The sequence below is a fragment of the Ichthyenterobacterium magnum genome, assembly GCF_003610635.1.
GTDB lineage: Bacteria > Bacteroidota > Bacteroidia > Flavobacteriales > Flavobacteriaceae > Ichthyenterobacterium > Ichthyenterobacterium magnum.
In genome coordinates this window covers 1179436-1196749 of the sequence record NZ_RAQJ01000001.1, presented here as the reverse complement: position 1 = coordinate 1196749, position 17314 = coordinate 1179436, and the positions used below count along the sequence as shown (strand labels likewise).

19 protein-coding genes, 1 tRNA gene and 1 pseudogene are annotated in these 17314 nt (G+C 29.9%); 10 read left to right on the top strand and 11 right to left on the bottom strand.

The genetic code is table 11. The features are described from left to right. Positions 1-30: 30 nt before the first annotated feature. Genes BXY80_RS05640 through BXY80_RS05630 form a run of 3 tightly spaced genes read right to left on the bottom strand, consistent with a single transcriptional unit; the run spans position 31 to position 4752 of the window. Positions 31-1911 (bottom strand): OmpA family protein, encoded by a 1881-nt coding sequence (locus BXY80_RS05640; RefSeq protein ID WP_120200235.1) that lies wholly within the window; start codon positions 1909-1911, stop codon positions 31-33. Positions 1912-1966: 55 nt separating this feature from the next. Further along, positions 1967-2731, bottom strand: coding sequence for a PoNe immunity protein domain-containing protein (locus BXY80_RS05635; protein WP_120200233.1), 765 nt, complete (start codon positions 2729-2731; stop codon positions 1967-1969). A 44-nt stretch (positions 2732-2775) separates the two neighbouring features. Then, positions 2776-4752: a hypothetical protein gene (locus BXY80_RS05630; RefSeq protein WP_120200231.1), complete on the bottom strand. Its 1977-nt coding sequence runs from the start codon at positions 4750-4752 to the stop codon at positions 2776-2778. 193 nt (positions 4753-4945) lie between these two features. On the opposite strand from BXY80_RS05630, the gene BXY80_RS05625 reads away from it, so the two are divergent. Next, positions 4946-5293 carry a helix-turn-helix domain-containing protein gene (locus BXY80_RS05625; protein ID WP_120200230.1) on the top strand — a complete coding sequence of 116 codons (348 nt, stop codon included), beginning with the start codon at positions 4946-4948 and terminating at the stop codon, positions 5291-5293. A gap of 4 nt (positions 5294-5297) precedes the next feature. Next, positions 5298-5906 (top strand): hypothetical protein, encoded by a 609-nt coding sequence (locus BXY80_RS05620; RefSeq protein ID WP_120200228.1) that lies wholly within the window; start codon positions 5298-5300, stop codon positions 5904-5906. Here the strand turns inward: BXY80_RS05620 and BXY80_RS05615 are convergent. The 8 genes from BXY80_RS05615 to BXY80_RS05580 form a co-directional block, all read right to left on the bottom strand. After that, the gene (locus BXY80_RS05615; protein WP_120200226.1) at positions 5901-6611 is read right to left on the bottom strand and encodes a porin family protein; all 711 of its coding nucleotides are present in this window, start codon (positions 6609-6611) and stop codon (positions 5901-5903) included. The genes BXY80_RS05620 and BXY80_RS05615 overlap by 6 nt on opposite strands. 94 nt (positions 6612-6705) lie before the next feature. Next, complete coding sequence (locus tag BXY80_RS05610; RefSeq protein ID WP_120200225.1) at positions 6706-7188, bottom strand: ExbD/TolR family protein; 483 nt, start codon at positions 7186-7188, stop codon at positions 6706-6708. A gap of 20 nt (positions 7189-7208) precedes the next feature. Continuing rightward, complete coding sequence (locus BXY80_RS05605; RefSeq protein ID WP_120200224.1) at positions 7209-7802, bottom strand: ExbD/TolR family protein; 594 nt, start codon at positions 7800-7802, stop codon at positions 7209-7211. A gap of 2 nt (positions 7803-7804) precedes the next feature. Then, positions 7805-8251 carry a hypothetical protein gene (locus BXY80_RS05600; RefSeq protein WP_245977163.1) on the bottom strand — a complete coding sequence of 149 codons (447 nt, stop codon included), beginning with the start codon at positions 8249-8251 and terminating at the stop codon, positions 7805-7807. Positions 8252-8278: 27 nt separating this feature from the next. Then, the gene (locus BXY80_RS05595; protein ID WP_120200223.1) at positions 8279-9040 is read right to left on the bottom strand and encodes a MotA/TolQ/ExbB proton channel family protein; all 762 of its coding nucleotides are present in this window, start codon (positions 9038-9040) and stop codon (positions 8279-8281) included. Positions 9041-9171: 131 nt separating this feature from the next. Beyond that, positions 9172-9259: transfer RNA gene (locus tag BXY80_RS05590), tRNA-Ser, on the bottom strand. A 73-nt stretch (positions 9260-9332) separates the two neighbouring features. Then, entirely contained in the window at positions 9333-10364 is a 1032-nt protein-coding gene (locus BXY80_RS05585; RefSeq protein ID WP_120200221.1) for an asparaginase, read from the bottom strand. 2 nt (positions 10365-10366) lie between these two features. Then, positions 10367-11134, bottom strand: a complete 768-nt coding sequence (locus BXY80_RS05580) for a TatD family hydrolase (protein ID WP_120200220.1) — start codon at positions 11132-11134, stop codon at positions 10367-10369. Between the two features lie 50 nt (positions 11135-11184). Between BXY80_RS05580 and BXY80_RS05575 the strand changes: the two genes are divergently transcribed. The 8 genes and pseudogenes from BXY80_RS05575 to BXY80_RS05540 all read left to right on the top strand — a co-directional run bounded on the left by BXY80_RS05575 (position 11185) and on the right by BXY80_RS05540 (position 17286). Next, a complete protein-coding gene (locus BXY80_RS05575) occupies positions 11185-11625 on the top strand; it encodes a retropepsin-like aspartic protease family protein (RefSeq protein WP_120200219.1) in 441 nt (146 codons plus the stop codon). Between the two features lie 65 nt (positions 11626-11690). After that, positions 11691-12326: a response regulator transcription factor gene (locus BXY80_RS05570; RefSeq protein WP_120200217.1), complete on the top strand. Its 636-nt coding sequence runs from the start codon at positions 11691-11693 to the stop codon at positions 12324-12326. A 939-nt stretch (positions 12327-13265) separates the two neighbouring features. Continuing rightward, on the top strand, positions 13266-13826 hold the full coding sequence (locus BXY80_RS05565) for a hypothetical protein (protein ID WP_120200216.1): 561 nt from the start codon (positions 13266-13268) through the stop codon (positions 13824-13826). 213 nt (positions 13827-14039) lie between these two features. Further along, a complete protein-coding gene (locus tag BXY80_RS05560; protein ID WP_120200214.1) occupies positions 14040-14663 on the top strand; it encodes a hypothetical protein in 624 nt (207 codons plus the stop codon). An 11-nt stretch (positions 14664-14674) separates the two neighbouring features. Then, positions 14675-15277 carry a DUF6705 family protein gene (locus BXY80_RS05555; protein ID WP_120200212.1) on the top strand — a complete coding sequence of 201 codons (603 nt, stop codon included), beginning with the start codon at positions 14675-14677 and terminating at the stop codon, positions 15275-15277. 37 nt (positions 15278-15314) lie between these two features. Continuing rightward, a pseudogene (locus BXY80_RS14110) lies at positions 15315-15654 on the top strand (DUF6705 family protein). Then, on the top strand, positions 15605-15940 hold the full coding sequence (locus tag BXY80_RS05545; RefSeq protein WP_394340460.1) for a DUF6705 family protein: 336 nt from the start codon (positions 15605-15607) through the stop codon (positions 15938-15940). The pseudogene BXY80_RS14110 and the gene BXY80_RS05545 overlap by 50 nt, the downstream one beginning before the upstream one ends. A gap of 149 nt (positions 15941-16089) precedes the next feature. Then, positions 16090-17286 carry a porin gene (locus BXY80_RS05540; RefSeq protein ID WP_120200207.1) on the top strand — a complete coding sequence of 399 codons (1197 nt, stop codon included), beginning with the start codon at positions 16090-16092 and terminating at the stop codon, positions 17284-17286. The last annotated feature ends 28 nt before the right edge of the window (positions 17287-17314 follow it).

Below are 17314 nucleotides of genomic sequence, written 5' to 3'. Positions count from 1 at the left end.
TTTTGTTATATTAAAAGAAATTCACATCTTTTAATTTATACAATTCTCACAATACGTACTTCTTAAATATTCATTTTCTAGTAATTGAAACATAACACCTCCTTTTCCAAAAGTATTAAACAACTTACAATATCTTTTAGCATTCATATTGTAAGCATTTAACATAATTGTTCTATAATCTGAAGTTTGCGTAAGGGTTTCATTTGAAATTGTTAGATTTAAATAATAGTACAAAAGGTCCTCATTTATATCTATACTCTTTGCTTTTTCTTCTAAAAGTTTAACCGATAAATCTGTGTTAGCATAAAACGCAAAAAACTGAGCTAGACTTAAATAATCATAATCTGAAAGCGTAACTTTTTTATAGTTTTTATTTATATACGCAACTGATATATCTTTCTTTTTATAATCACGTTTTCGCATTAAGTTTTCTGCTTTAATAATATGAAAGTTTAACATCATTCTAGAAATAAGTGCTTCGTCAATTCCATAATTTTTTAAAGCATAAATTTCTGTTTTAAATTTATTTTCATCAACTTTAATCGCATTATGTCGCCATAGTTTAAATTTAACTGAAGCTAAATTATATTTTACTTCCTTGTTTTTTGGCACAAGTTTGTCTAGCTCTTTTAATTCATTATATACGATTAAGACTTGTCTTACATCGCTCATAAATTTAAATGCGGAATTTTTATTAAGTATTTTTAAAAACTTAGCTTGCTTTGGCACTTCCGTTTTTCTTAAAAAATCTGGAGAAATAACCTTGTTATTTAATTTTTCAAATATTGAATTTTGTATTACTAGCGCTTCATTTAAATCATTTGCAGCTATTGATGTATTAAACTTATTAAGCAATTGATCTGCAGACATTGTTTTATACTTATCTTTCTTTTGTAACTGCAATTCTATAACTGCTTTTCTATGGTTTTTTAAAATGGGTTCTAAAGTACTGGAAAGCTTTCCTATAAGCTTGCTCTTTATTTTAGATTTAGAGAGCTTACTTAAATATTGATGTTCTGTGTTTTCTATATCATTTAAAAACTCTACCCAATTTTCTGACGATGATATTTCTGTTTTTATTGTAGGTTTTTGAAAGGTTTGCAAAGCATTTACAATACTATTTGCACGTTGCTCTTGCAATTGAATGTTACGTTCTAAGCTTCCTTCGACCGATGAGTAAGCATTAATACGTATGGCTTTAATATTAAAATCTGTGAGTTGGAGTGAGTCGTATAAAGGTTTTATATCGTTTTGAGAATATTCAGATTTATTTTTTTGAAACGGAATTTGAAACTTAAGTGTTTTATTTTTTATAATATATGCTTCTGTTTTATTTGGTTTAATACTTCTAGAATTATACGTAAGTGAATCTAGATACATGCCCATATCTAGCAAATCCCAAGGATAGGCTTCTAAATCATAAATGATATAATACTGGCATAAATTTTTATTATTTAAAAATAAAATATTAAACTCAAGTTCATCATTAATTAAAGCACTAGGTATTCGCCCTATTAAAACTTGGTATTTATTATCTTTTGTTTTTTTAAGACCTCTTTTAAGCTTTTGAGCATAAATAGGTTTAAGTAATGTGCCCCGTATTTGTGTATTATTAATCGTTACATTTTCGCAATTGTAACGATCTCTAGAAACAACGTCTATGGCTAAACCATCACCAGTATTTTGAAATAGTTGATCAAACCATTGTTTATTATTTGTTTCAAAAAACAAGCTTGAATTTACACGTACAATTGAGAATTTAACCTCTTTAGGTCTATTTACAAATGCTTGATTAAATTGTTGACAAACTTGATCTCTATTTTGAGGAAATACAATATCGTACTGGTTTTGGCTCTGTAATGATTGAAATACAAAGGTGGATAATACTATAATTAAAAGTGTGTTTTTCATAAGTTTAAATGTTATCTCAAAAGCAATTATGTTTTTGAGGTTTTATGTATTTGGGTTACACTAAATCTTTGGGATAATATTTATTATCTCTAAAACTACTATCATCTAACTGTTTAATTTTAACAATAGCTGCAGCTACAAAACACCAATAGCCTTCATAATTTCCGTTTTCTTTATTGTGATCATTATGCCCTTTTAAGCCTTTCAAGGATTTATACCAATATTTTTCTAAAAAGTGTTTTAAATACCTTTGTGCTTCTTCTTTATTTTCCATTTTAACAATGTCTATTAATTTCTGTAAAGGGTGTTCCCCTTTTGAAAAGGTATCTTTTGTTAAAATTTTTCTATTAGATATTTTAGCTTTAATAATCAACTCTAAAAGATAATCCTTAACACCATCTTCATCAATTACATTTACTAATTTTAAAAAATAACTTTCGGATAAATCTAACAAAAAACCTAATGAGAGAATATCCAAAAATTGATAAAAAGATGGCTTTAGATATTGTTTAGTCTTTTTAAACGTACCGTTCTCTTTCCATTTTAAAGTATTTAGGTCTATTTCTTTTCTGACATTTTGCTTTATGGTATAAACACGTTCTAAATCACTAATAACATCTTTTGAAAACATATCATAGCCCGCTAAATACTTCCATTTGACAATAGATAAATATTTCAAGCTTAAGTTATGTAAAACATGACTTACTCTCTCTTTTTTTATTTGATTATTATTTATTTTTTCTAACCTAGAATTATTACGTTGATATTGATCTGTAATCTTCTGCTTAAAGTATTCTTCACTTTTGTTAGTATCTCTCATTTTTTATTGTTAGAATTATTGTCTTTCAAATCTACATTATTAATTTATGGTGTCCAAAAATCACCAGTCCATTGACCTGCAGCGTTTAATATTTTATAAGTAATTGTGCCATCAGGAGCAACATGAGCTAGTACACTAATATAACCTGCATCTGAGATTTCTTCGCCTATTTCACCTAATTCGTCTAAATGATGAGTAATCCATTCTTCACTCATTTGCTGACCATAATTTACAGTACTACCTAGCGTCGCAGTATTATATTTTGTTTCTATTAAAAAATATTCATCTGCATCATTTTTAATTATATGGTCTATTCCATTTGTATGTATAGAAGTATCATTTAAATCTACAACTCCATCTACTCTATTTATAAATTCATAACCTTTCTCATATAAATCTACTTCTATAAAAATTTCTCCAAAATTGCCTCTTCTAGTGTTATTAGTTAAAAGCTCAGTACCATCAAGTACATCTTGTAATAATTGTTTTTGAGACCTATATATATCATCAACATACTTTCTAATTCCATTAGCAACATCAACTATTTCGTCACCATACTTAACTACTTTAACCAATTTTATTAAACCAGTGCCTGGTACGATTTCTAATAAAATAAAACCTCCTGCAACTGCTCTACTGGACTCTACACCATCAAAATCTTTACCATCAATTAGTATTACAAAATCTTCTAAAGGTGTGCAATACCTTGCGCCAACCTCAACGGCATCCCAAAAGCCTGTCCATAAAAAATCTAAATTAAGAGGCGTATAGTTAGATGGGTTTGGTATTTCATACCACAAATTGGCATCCTGACTAAAATAGTACAATCGGTCTTCACCCTCAGTACATCCTGTACACAAATTATAATTACCACCAGATAACCAATCGCCATTAGCGAGTTTAAATTGCCCTAACAATGTACCATTAACAATAATTGTTCTAGTATGGGTATAAGCTAAAGATGAAATATTATTGTAATTACCAGTGTTTGCTACCCAAGACACATCTGATGCTAAAGTTGATAAGGTCAGTTTTGCTTCTTTTTTTGCGGCTTCAGAAAACTGGTTTTCTTCAAGAAATGCAATTGCTTCGTCAACGGCGTCTTCATTATTACGATCATTTATCCAGTTAATTAAATCACTGTCTTCTACTGCATTTAATTGTAACCTAAGCACTAAGAGGTCTTGTTTTGTTAAACTAGAAATAGTATCTGTACATCCATTTTCAGTAACATTTACGCTGCTACCACTTATAACAGATATGTTACTTTCAATCTCACATGGTGTTACAAACTTAGGCGTTGTTGTTGAGCTAGAGGTTCCACCTCCACCTCCACCAAAAGGATTGTCTGGTAACACAACTGAATAAGACTCGTATTCTTCTTTTGTAGAACATACTAGCTGAGTTCTTGTATACATAAAAGCTGCAGTACAATTCTCTCCTGCATCATGTTCTTGACCTCCCCAATTACAATAGGTATTTGTTACTACTGAGCAACCACCAATTCTTGCATATAAATAATCTAGACTACCATCATAATCAATACTTTCCATATTAAACTGTCCTTTAAAAACAGTTTGTGGATTAGTTTCTAAACTAGTAAGGTAATTTTCTGTTGGATAGTAATTAATTATAAATGTTTCTGTTGAATGCCCTTCTTTAAAATTAACCACCAAGTTGCTAAAACTATTGGCCTCTTGATTATCTTTTACTATTTTTAAAGTAAAGGTTGACCCATTGTCATTAATAGCTTGAGTAATTTCATCATTAAGTATTATAAAACCATTAGCGTCTTCTGTCGCTGTACGAAATTGATAGTTTAGATTTTGATAATTAATAATATCTTTTGATACAAATTGAGATAAGGCTTTAAAGTCTTCAAGTCTTCCAATTTTAAAAACATCATTATCTCCTTGTTCTTCTAATATAGTGTCTTCTGTTTGAATTGAATCTTTTTGACAGGTTGTTAAAAGAATAGAAGTTACAAAGAGTAAAATACAGGTTTTAAGATGGTGTTTCATTCTTGTTGGTTTTTAAGGTTAATAGTTATAGTAATATCTATATGATATAGATTAAAACTTAAAATTTAGCGTCAACAAGAATCTTAAAGTAATACACAAACTTAGCTAAAATAAACTCATAGCATTATCAGATTTACTAATAACTTATAAGCTATATCGATATATTTTTTACCTTTGAAAAAACTACACTTTCATGATTGGAGAACGTATAAAAAAAACAAGAGAAAAAAAAGGTTTTTCGCAAGAGTATATTGCTGAAGAGCTAAAAATTTCGCAGAGTGCCTATTCTGATTTAGAAAATAACAAAACAAAATTAAACCTCCAGCGTCTTCAAAAAATTGCCGACGTATTAGATACAGATATTTTCGAATTTTTATCTGGTGCAGACGTTACTTTTAATGATAACCAAAATGGAGGTGTTGCAAATAATGCTTTTGTAATAAATCAATTATCTGACCAACTATTAAATCAGTATGAAAAACGCCTTAAAGAAAAAGATGATATCATAAGTTTACTTAAAGAGCAACTAAAAACTACCTAACGTATTGCTTAACCATATCTTAAAAAGTATATCATACATTTTTCACCCATTAATAATGCCATTACTTGGTGTTATTTTTTACTTTTCAAAAACGCCACGATTCATTCCTTTACCTGTTATAAAAGCTAAATTAATTTCGGTATCAATACTAACTATTATACTTCCTATTTTACTGTTTTATTTATTAAAAACATTACATAAAGTAGAGTCTATTCATTTAGAGAATGCCAAGGAACGTATCATTCCATTGTTTTTAAATAGCATTATTATTGTTCTTGTGTTTAGTCGTGTGTTAACACAAAACGAAATACCAGAGTTATATTTTTTCTTTATAGGTATTTTAATTTCTACGCTAACATGTCTAGCTTTAGCTTATGCGAAGTTTAAAGCAAGCATACATATGATTGCTTCGGCTGGCTTTTTTATGTTTGCTATAGCCATTAGCATTCATTTTAAAATTAACATAAACGGAACCATTGCTTTAATGTGTATTATCCTAGGTGCAATTGCTTCATCAAGACTGCATTTAAAAGCTCATACTGTTCCTGAGTTAATTATTGGATTTTTTATAGGTCTTTTACCGCAGCTTATTTTGCTTAACTATTGGTTATAGAATGTAAAACATTAATCCAACCTTTATAGATTGCATACCAACGTCTTGACCGTTTACCTTTACGGAGTCTTTAAAAATATTATTTAGTCCATAATAGACATGAAAGCTTATGTTAGAATAACCTGCACTAAAGGTAAAACCATATTGGAGTTTATTAAAATCACCAATATTACTATATTTAAAATGCCCTAAATCTCCCTGAAACTTAGATGTATTGAGTACAACGTAGCCTAATTTAAAACCTGTGTAAATTCTCCAAAAATTATATTCGGTAGCAGTAGATGTTCGCCATCTAAATTCAAAAGGCAATTCTAACACATACGTTGTGAATTTATTTTTACTAAATGATGTCTCATTATCATCTAATACAGTATACTCAAAATTATTAGTGTTGTTTTTAGTAATTAAAAGTGTTTGATTGTATGAGTTGGTCGATACGCCTATACCTAATCCTAAGGCCAAATTTCGCCTTTCATTAATTGGCATATCTCTTATAAAACCGAAATGAAATCCGCTAGAAAACCCATTTTGAGAAACACCATCTGGTTTTTGCCCTAACAAATTATAAGTAATTGAAGCATAAAATTGATCTTCTCTATATTTATCATCAACAGAAGCAGTATCTATAAGGGTTTTGTCATCATTTTGAGCAAACCCTTGTTGCAAGCAAATACATAATAAAATAGAAAAAAGACAATATTTCATATTACAAATATAACGGATTATAACGTGGTTTATGATTGAGTTTAAAGCAAAAAAAAGCATCCTAAAAAGGATGCTTTTTATATACTAAACTATATTAATTTGAATTTTTAGACATATCGCCTTTTTTGGTTGTATAGTTAATTTTTAAAGCATTACACTTTCTAAGTTCTTGCTTTATATCGCCAACTAATCCCATATTAGCATCGCTATCTACTTTTAAAGAGGTTGTTAAAAACGGAATTAACTCTTCTCGTTTTGAAGCCCTTTGTTGAGCTACAAATGCTTGAACCTCACTAACATCTGCAAATTTACCATCTAATTGAATTCTAGACTCTGTACCATATTGTGCTTGGTAACGTTCACTAGGTTTACCTGCATAGATATACATTATTCTATCTTTCTTATCAAGTTTTTCAACTTGATCTGCATATGGCAACTTATTTTCAATTAATAAATCGTCATCTTTCATTACAGTAGCTACCATAAAGAAAAACAGTAACATAAATACAATATCTGGCAATGAAGCTGTATTTACAGCTGGCATTTCACCTCCCTTTTTTGTTTTAAATTTAGACATAGTCTTATCTTTCTTTTAGGTTATTGTACTTCAGACAACTTTTGAGGGTAATCTAATTTTATTTGTTCTATTTGCTCTTTGAGTTTTGTTTTATTGCCAACCCAATTCACATCTTTATAATTGGCTTCCATTTCTATAAAGGAAGTCCCATAAAGTTCACTAGCTCTTCTATTTCTAAGCTCATTATATGCAGCTACTAGTTCATTTTGAACTGATATGTAAGTTGCATACGTTGTTTCTCTTTCATTTTTTAAAGAGATAATTGCTTTTGTTGGATTGTCTGACGATTTAGAATCACGTTTTCCTTTACAAAAGCTACAAGCATCATCACCTTCACCACCGCCATTATCAAGAAACTCAACAGCTGCTTTACGCAAGTCTTTAATTTCCATTAGCTCATCTTCAACTAATAATTGATTCTTTTTGTTAATCAATACTGTAAAGATATTCTTTTGCTTAATAATTGGTGGGTCAGACTCCTCTATTGGAGGTAGCTTTCTATTTAAACCTGTATCTATTTCTATTGTCGTTGTAACAAGAAAAAATATAAGAAGCAAAAATGCAATATCAGCCATTGATCCTGCATTAACTTCGGGTGCTGATCTTTTTGCCATAATTACTTAATCATTTTTTTAACTCCTGATAATAAAATTGAAACAGATGCCAGAACAGCTAACACATAAAATGCTACTAAGCCAGCTCCAACCATATGTGATGTTCCATCAGAAACTTGAATTCCGTTTTCAAAATAAGCTCTTGGGTCTCCACCTGATAAAACGTATGCTAAAAGCAATACGGCTAAAAAGGCACCTAAACCTATTAACGTACTTTTTAAAGAGCTAGTATTTGTAAGCAAGTTTTTTATAACAAAAATCACTACAAAAGCTATTGCCACAAAAAGGATTACATAAGCAATCATCGCTAAGGGTTCAACTATAGCAGTATCTCCATCAACAGCAGCAGCTTTAATTGCATCGTCTCCTTTTGAAACAATGCTAATTAGAGATACTATACCTGCTAATCCTAGAACAGCTAAAATTATTTTTAATATTTTGTATATCATAATTTTTTAAATTATTGCTGTTACTAATTATTTTTTGTGCTTAACTAACATGTCCATTAAAGTAATAGACGAATCTTCCATATCATTTACAATACTATCGATTTTTGCAATAATGTAATTATAAAATATTTGAAGAATAATTGCTACAATTAAACCAAATACTGTTGTTAAAAGTGCTACTTTAATACCACCAGCAACTAAAGTTGCGTCCATAGCTCCTGCAGCTTGAATCTTATCAAAGGCTTGAATCATACCAATTACAGTTCCCATGAAACCAAGCATTGGTGCTAATGCGATAAATAAAGAAATCCAAGAAACGTTTTTCTCTAATTGTCCCATTTGTACACCTCCGTAAGCAACTACTGCTTTTTCTGCAGCATCAATGTCTTCATCTGCTCGATCTAATCCTTGGTAGAAAATAGAAGCAACAGGTCCTTTTGTATTTCTACAAACCTCTTTAGCAGCTTCAATTCCTCCAGATGCTAAAGCGTCTTCAACATTTTGAGTTAATTTTTTAGTGTTTGTTGTGGCTAAATTTAAAAAGATAATTCTTTCAATCGCAATTGCTAATCCTAATATAAGACATAACAATACAATTCCCATGAAACCAGGTCCACCTTCAATAAAACGTTTCTTTAATTCTTGGTGAAAACCAAGTTCTTCAGTAGGCTCTTCAGCTGATTGTACAACTGTTGTAGTTGCAGTTGTTGTCGTAGTGTATGCATTAGCATTAACAGTTCCAAATGCCATTGTTCCTGCTATGGCTAGGATAGAAAATAGTCTTTTCATCGTTCTTGTTCTTAATTTTATTAGTTAAAGTGTTAAAGATATAAAAAAATTGTAATTAAAAAATAAAATTTTCATTGTAGACAAAGGTTTAACGTTATTTTATCTAATGCAAAAATTTTAATCATCAATTGCAGAGAGGAAGGGATTCGAACCCTCGATACGCTTTTGGCGTATACACACTTTCCAGGCGTGCGCCTTCGACCACTCGGCCACCTCTCTAGTCTTTTGCTTTAAAAAGCGAAGCCAAATAACTAGAAAAAAATTTGAATGCTAAAATTTATAATTGTTTTTTTTAAGACATTTCTCCTCTAAGTGGTGTCTCAAATAGGGTTTTAAAGGTTTTATGAGATATGTTTTCGCCTAACATAAACATCAACTTTGCTATAGCAGACTCTGTAGTAATGTCTTTACCAGATATTACTCCTATTGATTTTAATTGTGTACTTGTTTCATATTGTCCCATAATCACACTTCCACCAGAACATTGTGTAACGTTAATAATTGGAGTTCCTCTTTTTATGGTTTGTTTTAACAAATCTATAAACCAAGACTCTGTAGTTGTATTGCCTGCGCCATAGGTTTCTATAATTACACCTTTTATATGTGGTACATTAAGTAATGTTTCTAAGACAAATTTAGAGATCCCTGGAAACAGTTTAATTAAGATAATGTCTGTTTCAAAGTTTTTATGAAGCTTGAATTTCTTTCTCGTATTTGGTTGAAACAAATACTCTTTATACACTTTTAAATGTACTCCAGATTCTGCTAAATGTGGATAGTTTAAAGACTCAAACGCTTCAAAGTGTTCTGCATTTAATTTTATTGTACGATTGCCTCTATATAATTTATACTCAAAATACAAGCCGACTTCTCTAATTACAGGCTTACCTTTATATTGTAGTGAAGCCATTTGTATTGATGTAATTAAATTTTCTTTAGCATCAGTACGTAAATCACCTATTGGTAATTGTGACCCTGTAAATATTACTGGCTTAGTTAAGTTTTCTAGCATAAAGCTTAATGCTGAAGCAGAGTAACTCATAGTATCACTACCATGTAAAACAACAAAACCATCAAAGGCATCATAATTAGACTCAATAATTTCTGCGATTTGAACCCAAAACTTAGGGTTCATATTACTAGAATCTATAGGCTCAGCAAAAGATGTTGTTTTAATATCACAGTCTAACAACTTTAACTCAGGAATACGAATAAGAAGGTTTTCAAAATCAAAAGCCTTTAATGCTCCAGTATCAGAATCTTTTATCATTCCGATAGTTCCTCCTGTATAAATAAGCAAAATATTAGGTTGTTGTGTTGCCATAATTATATTTTAAAAATGTCTTTTGAGTTTTGAGTTGTAATTTCGGCAATTTTTTCTTCTGACAACTTATAAAGTTCTGATAGTTTTTCTATCACCTTATTTATATATAAGCTTTCATTTCGTTTTCCACGGTATGGCTTTGGTGCCAAATAAGGTGAATCTGTTTCTAAAACAATATGTCTTAAATCTATATGATTTATAAACTGGTCTATCTTTCCGTTTTTAAAAGTAACAACACCTCCAATACCAAGTTTCATATTATATGATAGTGCTTTTTGTGCTTGCTCTAGAGTGCCTGTAAAGCAATGAAAAATCCCAAAAAGATCTTCAGATTTTTCGCTTTCTAAAACTTCAAAAATCTCATCAAAAGCTTCTCTACAATGAATCACTATTGGCAGTTTATATTGCTTGGCTAATTGTATTTGGTGCTTAAATGCTTTCTTCTGGATTTCTAAGGTAGATGTATCCCAATATAAATCAATACCAATTTCACCTACTGCATAAAATTTTCTTTTAGCTAGCATGCCTTCTACATGATTCAATTCATCAAGATAATTATCTTTTACATGCGTAGGATGTAATCCCATCATTAAAAAAATATGCTCAGGAAAATCAGTTTCTAATTGAAGCATAGCTTTTGTATAACTAGAATCTATTGCCGGAATAAAAAATCGCTTAACATTTGCTTCTAAGGCTCTATTAATCATTGCGCCTCGATCCTTATCAAAAGCTTCACTATATAAATGTGTATGTGTGTCTGTAATAATCATGAAACAAAAATAATTGTTTTATAGGACTATATTTGTAAAAAAAACATGTTATGGAAACTTTGCAAGAATTTCTACTAAATAGGGACTATACTAAGGTTAAATTGAGACTTACAAGAACAAATCATTTTGAAATTAAAGCAACCATAAATGGCATTAAAGGTCTTTTTATTTTAGATACAGGTGCCTCTAGTTCTTGTGTTGGTTTTGAAGCTATTGAAACTTTTAATCTAAAAGCGAATGATTCAAAAATTAAAGCAGCTGGAGCTGGAGCAACAGATATGGACACTCAAATTTCTAAAAAAAACACTTTAAAAATTGGGAAATGGAAACAAGACAAAATTGCTTTAATCTTATTTAATTTAACGCATGTAAACACAGCACTTACAACGCACAACTCAAAACCTGTAGATGGAATTATTGGTGCCGATGTATTAAAAAAAGCAAAAGCCATTATTGATTATGAAAAGAAATATTTATACTTAAAATTGTAAGATTTTTTTTATAAACTTATAAAATATCTTATATTTATAATTAAATCCCTCTTATTAATAGCCCAATGTTAGCATCTATAATTATTGCCGATGACCATCCACTTATACTTAAAGGATTAAACGATTTTCTTTTAGAAAAAGAATTTAATGTTCTAGCAAGTGCAAAAAATGGAAAAGACGCTTTTTCTTTAATAAAAACTCACCAGCCTGATATTGCAATTTTAGATATTCAAATGCCTTACTTAACCGGTTTAGAAGTTGCCAAAATTTGTAAAGAAGAAGGTTTTAAAACCAAAATTATTATTATCACTTTTGAAAAGAGTGAAGCTATTTATAAAGACGCTAAAGCTTTAGATGTATGTGGTTATGTTTTAAAAGAGTTTGCTTTAAACGAAATTGAAACCTGCATTACTTCTGTATTAAATGGAACTTCATATTTCAGTCCAGAATTAATTACTTACCTAGAGCTTGATCAGGCTCCAAAAGCTTTAGAATTACTTACTAAAACCGAAAAAAAGGTGTTGCAGCTTATTGCAAAAAATAAAACAGCCAAACAAATTTCTGAAATATTGTTTGTTTCATATAGAACTGTAGAAAAACACAAAAGCCATATTAGAAGCAAGCTAAATTTAGATTCAAAAGCAACAAGCATAATATTATATGCTAAAGAAAATGAAACTTATCTCTCTAAAAATACGTAGAACTACGTATTGATTTGCACTATTTTTATCACGATATTTACACTGCTATTAATCAATTCCCCTTGTTTTTAAGGGTTTAAAGCTCTGGGTTTTAAAAAAATCTAGAGCTTTTTTATGTTTTTCTGCTTTTTTATAAATTTTATAATCTTGATTTACAACCACTTATGTGTTTAAAATTAAAAAATACGTAGAACTACGTATTGTTTGGTGTTGCTTTATTGTCGAATTTTACATCATGTTAGTCATAATAAGATTAATATCATGCTATTAATTTAATTCTTAGGGAGAATTTGAAGCTCTGGATTTTAATTAATTCAGAGCTTTTTTTTTTAAAATTTAATATTCTCAAAAGAAAAAACTATGTTTTAAAAATGAATACAATGAAAAACAAACAAAGTCTTTTAGATAGACTTTTTATCATTAGCTTAATTATATGTGCAGTGGCTATAATATGTATTAACGTTATTGTTAATTTTTTTTAGTTAGTTATTTTTAGGAAAGAAAAGCGCAATGTAAGGGATTGCGCTTTTTTTATTAACCTCTCATAAAACAACTATAAATCACATAATAAATTATTATGTTAATTTAATACCGATTTTAAACTTATGAAAAACACCATTTCAAAAACTATATCAAACTAAGTATTTTACTCTTTGGAGTTATTGCTTTTTTTACTAACTGTGAAAAAGAAAATATTAATACTAGTAACCCTTCAACGGTCATAAGCAGTTCACCAAGTTTTACACTTAAGCGTATTGATAATCCTCCAATTTCTGAAAATAAGCACTCTCAGATAAAATTAAATCAATCGTTCGTCAACCTATTTCCTTTGATTCAAATATACAGTTAAGAGAAGTCTATAACCCAGAGCTTGATTTCACTATTGACACAGATGTAGCTAATTATATTGAATATGGCGCCTATCATTCATATACTTTTTTGGTAAACAGAGCTGAAGAAAATGGACTAACAGAGAATGTACTATTAAGTTTACAAAATGATGGCACTTATTTAGCCTATTTAGTTGCATATGATATTACTGAAGAAGAAAAAACACAAATACAAAATAATGAACTTATTAATTTAGATGATAAAGTTACTTATACCATTTTGCAAGATCAAGATTGGGCAAATACAATTTTTCAACGCTTAGGTGATAATGGTGTTTGTCACGAATGGGTAACTATTACACCTATATGTGGATATAGCGAAAAACATACAGCCAAAGATATTGAAAATGGTGCAAATTGTAAATTAGTGAACGAAGGCGGTTGGGTAGCAGAGCCTTATCAGGTTTCTAGCTTTATTGAGTGTCCAGAAAATGGAGGTGGTGGATTTAATCCTACTGACCCAAATGATTCTCTTATTGACGATTATGGTAACCCTATTGGAGGTGGTGGCAGTAGTGACGGAAGCTCAACCAACCCAAACACCAATCCAGATGACAATGGCAACAATGACAACCCTAATGATAGTTCACAAGCAGAGAATGAAGACTGACTACAACTAGATGCTACTGGCAATTGTGTTGGTGATATAGGCGGTATTATTATTAAAGGAGGCAATAATGATGATACTGACTCAAAAAATTGTGAAGAACTTAATAAGCTCACATCTAGTCCGCCACCAGGATCAATTAACCCTTATACTCAAGATAGTCATCCAGAAAATTCAGATGGCGAAAACACAAATACACGAATTGCTACTATAAATATGGATTTAGATGGAAACTGGGAATATGGTTTTGGATTTTATAATAGAGGAAACTATCCTGAGTATGGAGCATATGCGCATCATTTTCCTGCTGTTGAAAACCAACATGTATATTTTCCTTTACACCCATTTCAATTTGGTACAGTACATATTCATCCAGATAATGGTAAAGCAATACCTATGTTTTCCCATGATGATTTGTATTCTGTGTTAAAAATTAGAGATGTATATACTGCTAATACATTTCTTAATAACAACAACCTAAATGGTGATGCCCTTTTTGTCTCAGTATTAGTTGTTATACAAAATGATATAAAGCATACCTACGCTATTAAAATAGATGATATTTCTAAATTACGTAGCTTAGAAGCTCTAAAAGCGAATGAAGAAGACTGGATAGACTTTGGAAATGAAATGAGTGAAGCTTATGCTGGTGATGATGGAGATGGTACAAATGGGTCTGCCTACGAGTATCAAGTAGCATTACTTAAATTTATTGAAGATAATGATTTAGGTGTATCTTTATATGAAATGAATCAAACTAATCCTGGCCCAAATGTTGCAGAAACATGGGATAAATTAACATTATCTAACACCACAGTTATTAAAACACCTTGTAATTAAAAATAGTCATAATGAAAAAACACTTAACACATATAATCATCGCTTTACTTTTAACTTTATCATGTAAAGCACAAAGCCCAATAGTAGGTATAGATGCATCTAGAAATTCAACACCCATTGGTGCTTATTATAAAGACTTAAACAATGAATTTAATAAATTCGTAGGCACATGGGTTTACACCAATGGAAATGATTCTTTAATTATAAAATTAGAAAAAAGAGAACAAGTTGCTGTTCGTTCAAATTATAGAGATATGTTATCTGGGGAATATAAATATGTAGAAAACGGTATAGAAATAATCAATACAATACCATTACCATCTGAGATTTCTTTCGCAGGAAACAAAAATATAGGTGGTGGATATATAATTACAGGTCAAAATTATGATTGCACAGGTTGTTTAGATAATGAACGTCGAATAAAATTATACATTTCAGATCCTCAAAGAGATTATTTATCTGTGTATTTAATATTACGTTATATAGTTAATGAAACCAATCCAGAAAAAATGACAGCTACAATTATAAGTACTCACGGAGGAGTAATCCCAAATGCAGATTCGCCAACATCGTTAAGAGTTCCTTATGGTGAATATTTGATGATTAAACAATAAAAATACTCTCTAAAAGATTTTATGCTTTCTGTTTTATATGAAACATATAACAATTATAATCATCGCATTACTTTTAACTTTATCATGTAAAGCACAAAGCCCAATAGTTGCACTAGATGAAAGTCTTAATAATAAATCAAATGGCACTTATTTTAAAGATTTAAATAATGAGTTAAATAAATTTATGGGAACATGGGTTTATACCGATGGTAATAATTCATTAACGATAACATTACAAAAAAACTATGGTATATGATGGTTTTGAACATTATTTTGATGAATTGGTTGGAGAATATAAGTATATTGAAAATGGTGTAGAAACCAGAAATATGCTTCCCAACATTAATAGAAAATCCTTTAGACATAGACAGTCGTAATATTGGCGCTTCTTCAATATTAAAATCAAATAATTTGTATGTTAATTGTAGTGATTGCTCTGAAAATGAACGTCGAATAAAATTATACATTTCTGACCCTCAAAGAGATTATTTATCTGCACATTTAATATTACGTTATTTAATTAATGAAACCAACCCAGAAAAAATGACAGCAACAATTGTAGCACTTCACGGAGGAGTAATCCCAAATACAGATTCGCCAATATCACTAAGAGTCCCTTATGGTGAATATTTAATGATTATAAAACATATTAGTTTCGTATAATCTATTAGTTTTTGTCGACTATTTATCATGAATTCTAATGACTGCCTCTGGCCAAGGCAGTTTTTTTTTATATCTAAAATTTAATAATTAGGAAACATTAAGTTAACATTAGAGTTGGTTATTTGCAGCGACAAAAACTAATACTATTAATGAAACTTAAGATTACAATTACTGCACTTGCATTATTTGCATTTTCTATAATTAACGCACAAGAAACCAAAGCTCCAAAATTTGGAAAAGGTCTTTTTAACCTAGTTGGTAAAGACAGTACTTGGACCATGAAAATTGGTGCAAGAATGCAATTTTTAGCCATTTCAAACTGGGAGAAAAACGAAAGCAATGAAGCTAACTTTTTAGTAAGGCGTTCTCGTTTAAAATTTGATGGTTATGCATTTACACCAAAACTTAAATACAAATTAGAATTAGGATTATCTAATAGAGATATCTCTGGCGCTTCAGAATTTACAAGCAATTCACCTCGTTACATCTTAGATGCTGTTATGAAATGGAATTTTCATGAAAATTTTGAACTATGGTTTGGTCAAACAAAACTTCCTGGTAATAGAGAACGTGTTGTTTCATCAGCAAATCTTCAATTAGTAGATCGCTCACTTTTAAATAGTAGGTTTAATATAGATCGTGATTTAGGGATTCAATTAAGACATCATTTTAATCTTTCAGATAAGTTTTTGGTTAGAGAAATGATTTCAATCTCTCAAGGTGAAGGAAGAAATATCACAACTGGAAATCTTGGAGGTCATCAATATACTGGTAGAATAGAGTTATTACCTTTTGGTAAATTTTCAGGAAAAGGAGATTATAAAGGTGGCGCTTTAAATCGTGAAGAAAACCCCAAATTTGTATTAGCTGCAACTTACGATTTTAATAATAACGCTGTTAAAAATAGAAGTAACCAAGGCTCTTATATGAGAATTGATGATGATGGTGGTTTTTATGAAACTAACATTACAACATTGTTTGTTGATGCTATGTTTAAATACAAAGGATTCTCATTTATGGGAGAATACGCAAGCAGAGATGCAGATGATCCTTTTGCAAAAAACTCTGACGGTACATTAACAGGAGATATTGTTCAAGTTGGTAATGGTCTTAATTTACAAGCTGGTTATTTATGTAAAAATAATTGGGAAATAACTGGACGCTATACCAATATTGAACTTGACAAAAACATAACTGGTAAGAATACTCAAAATCAATATACTCTAGGTGTGTCTAAATATATTGTTGGACATAGTTTAAAAGTACAAACAGATATTAGCCATTTAGAAAATGTAAATGGTAATAATGAATTAATGTACAGATTACAATTTGACATTCATTTTTAAAACATAACAATTAGGTAACACCTTAAAG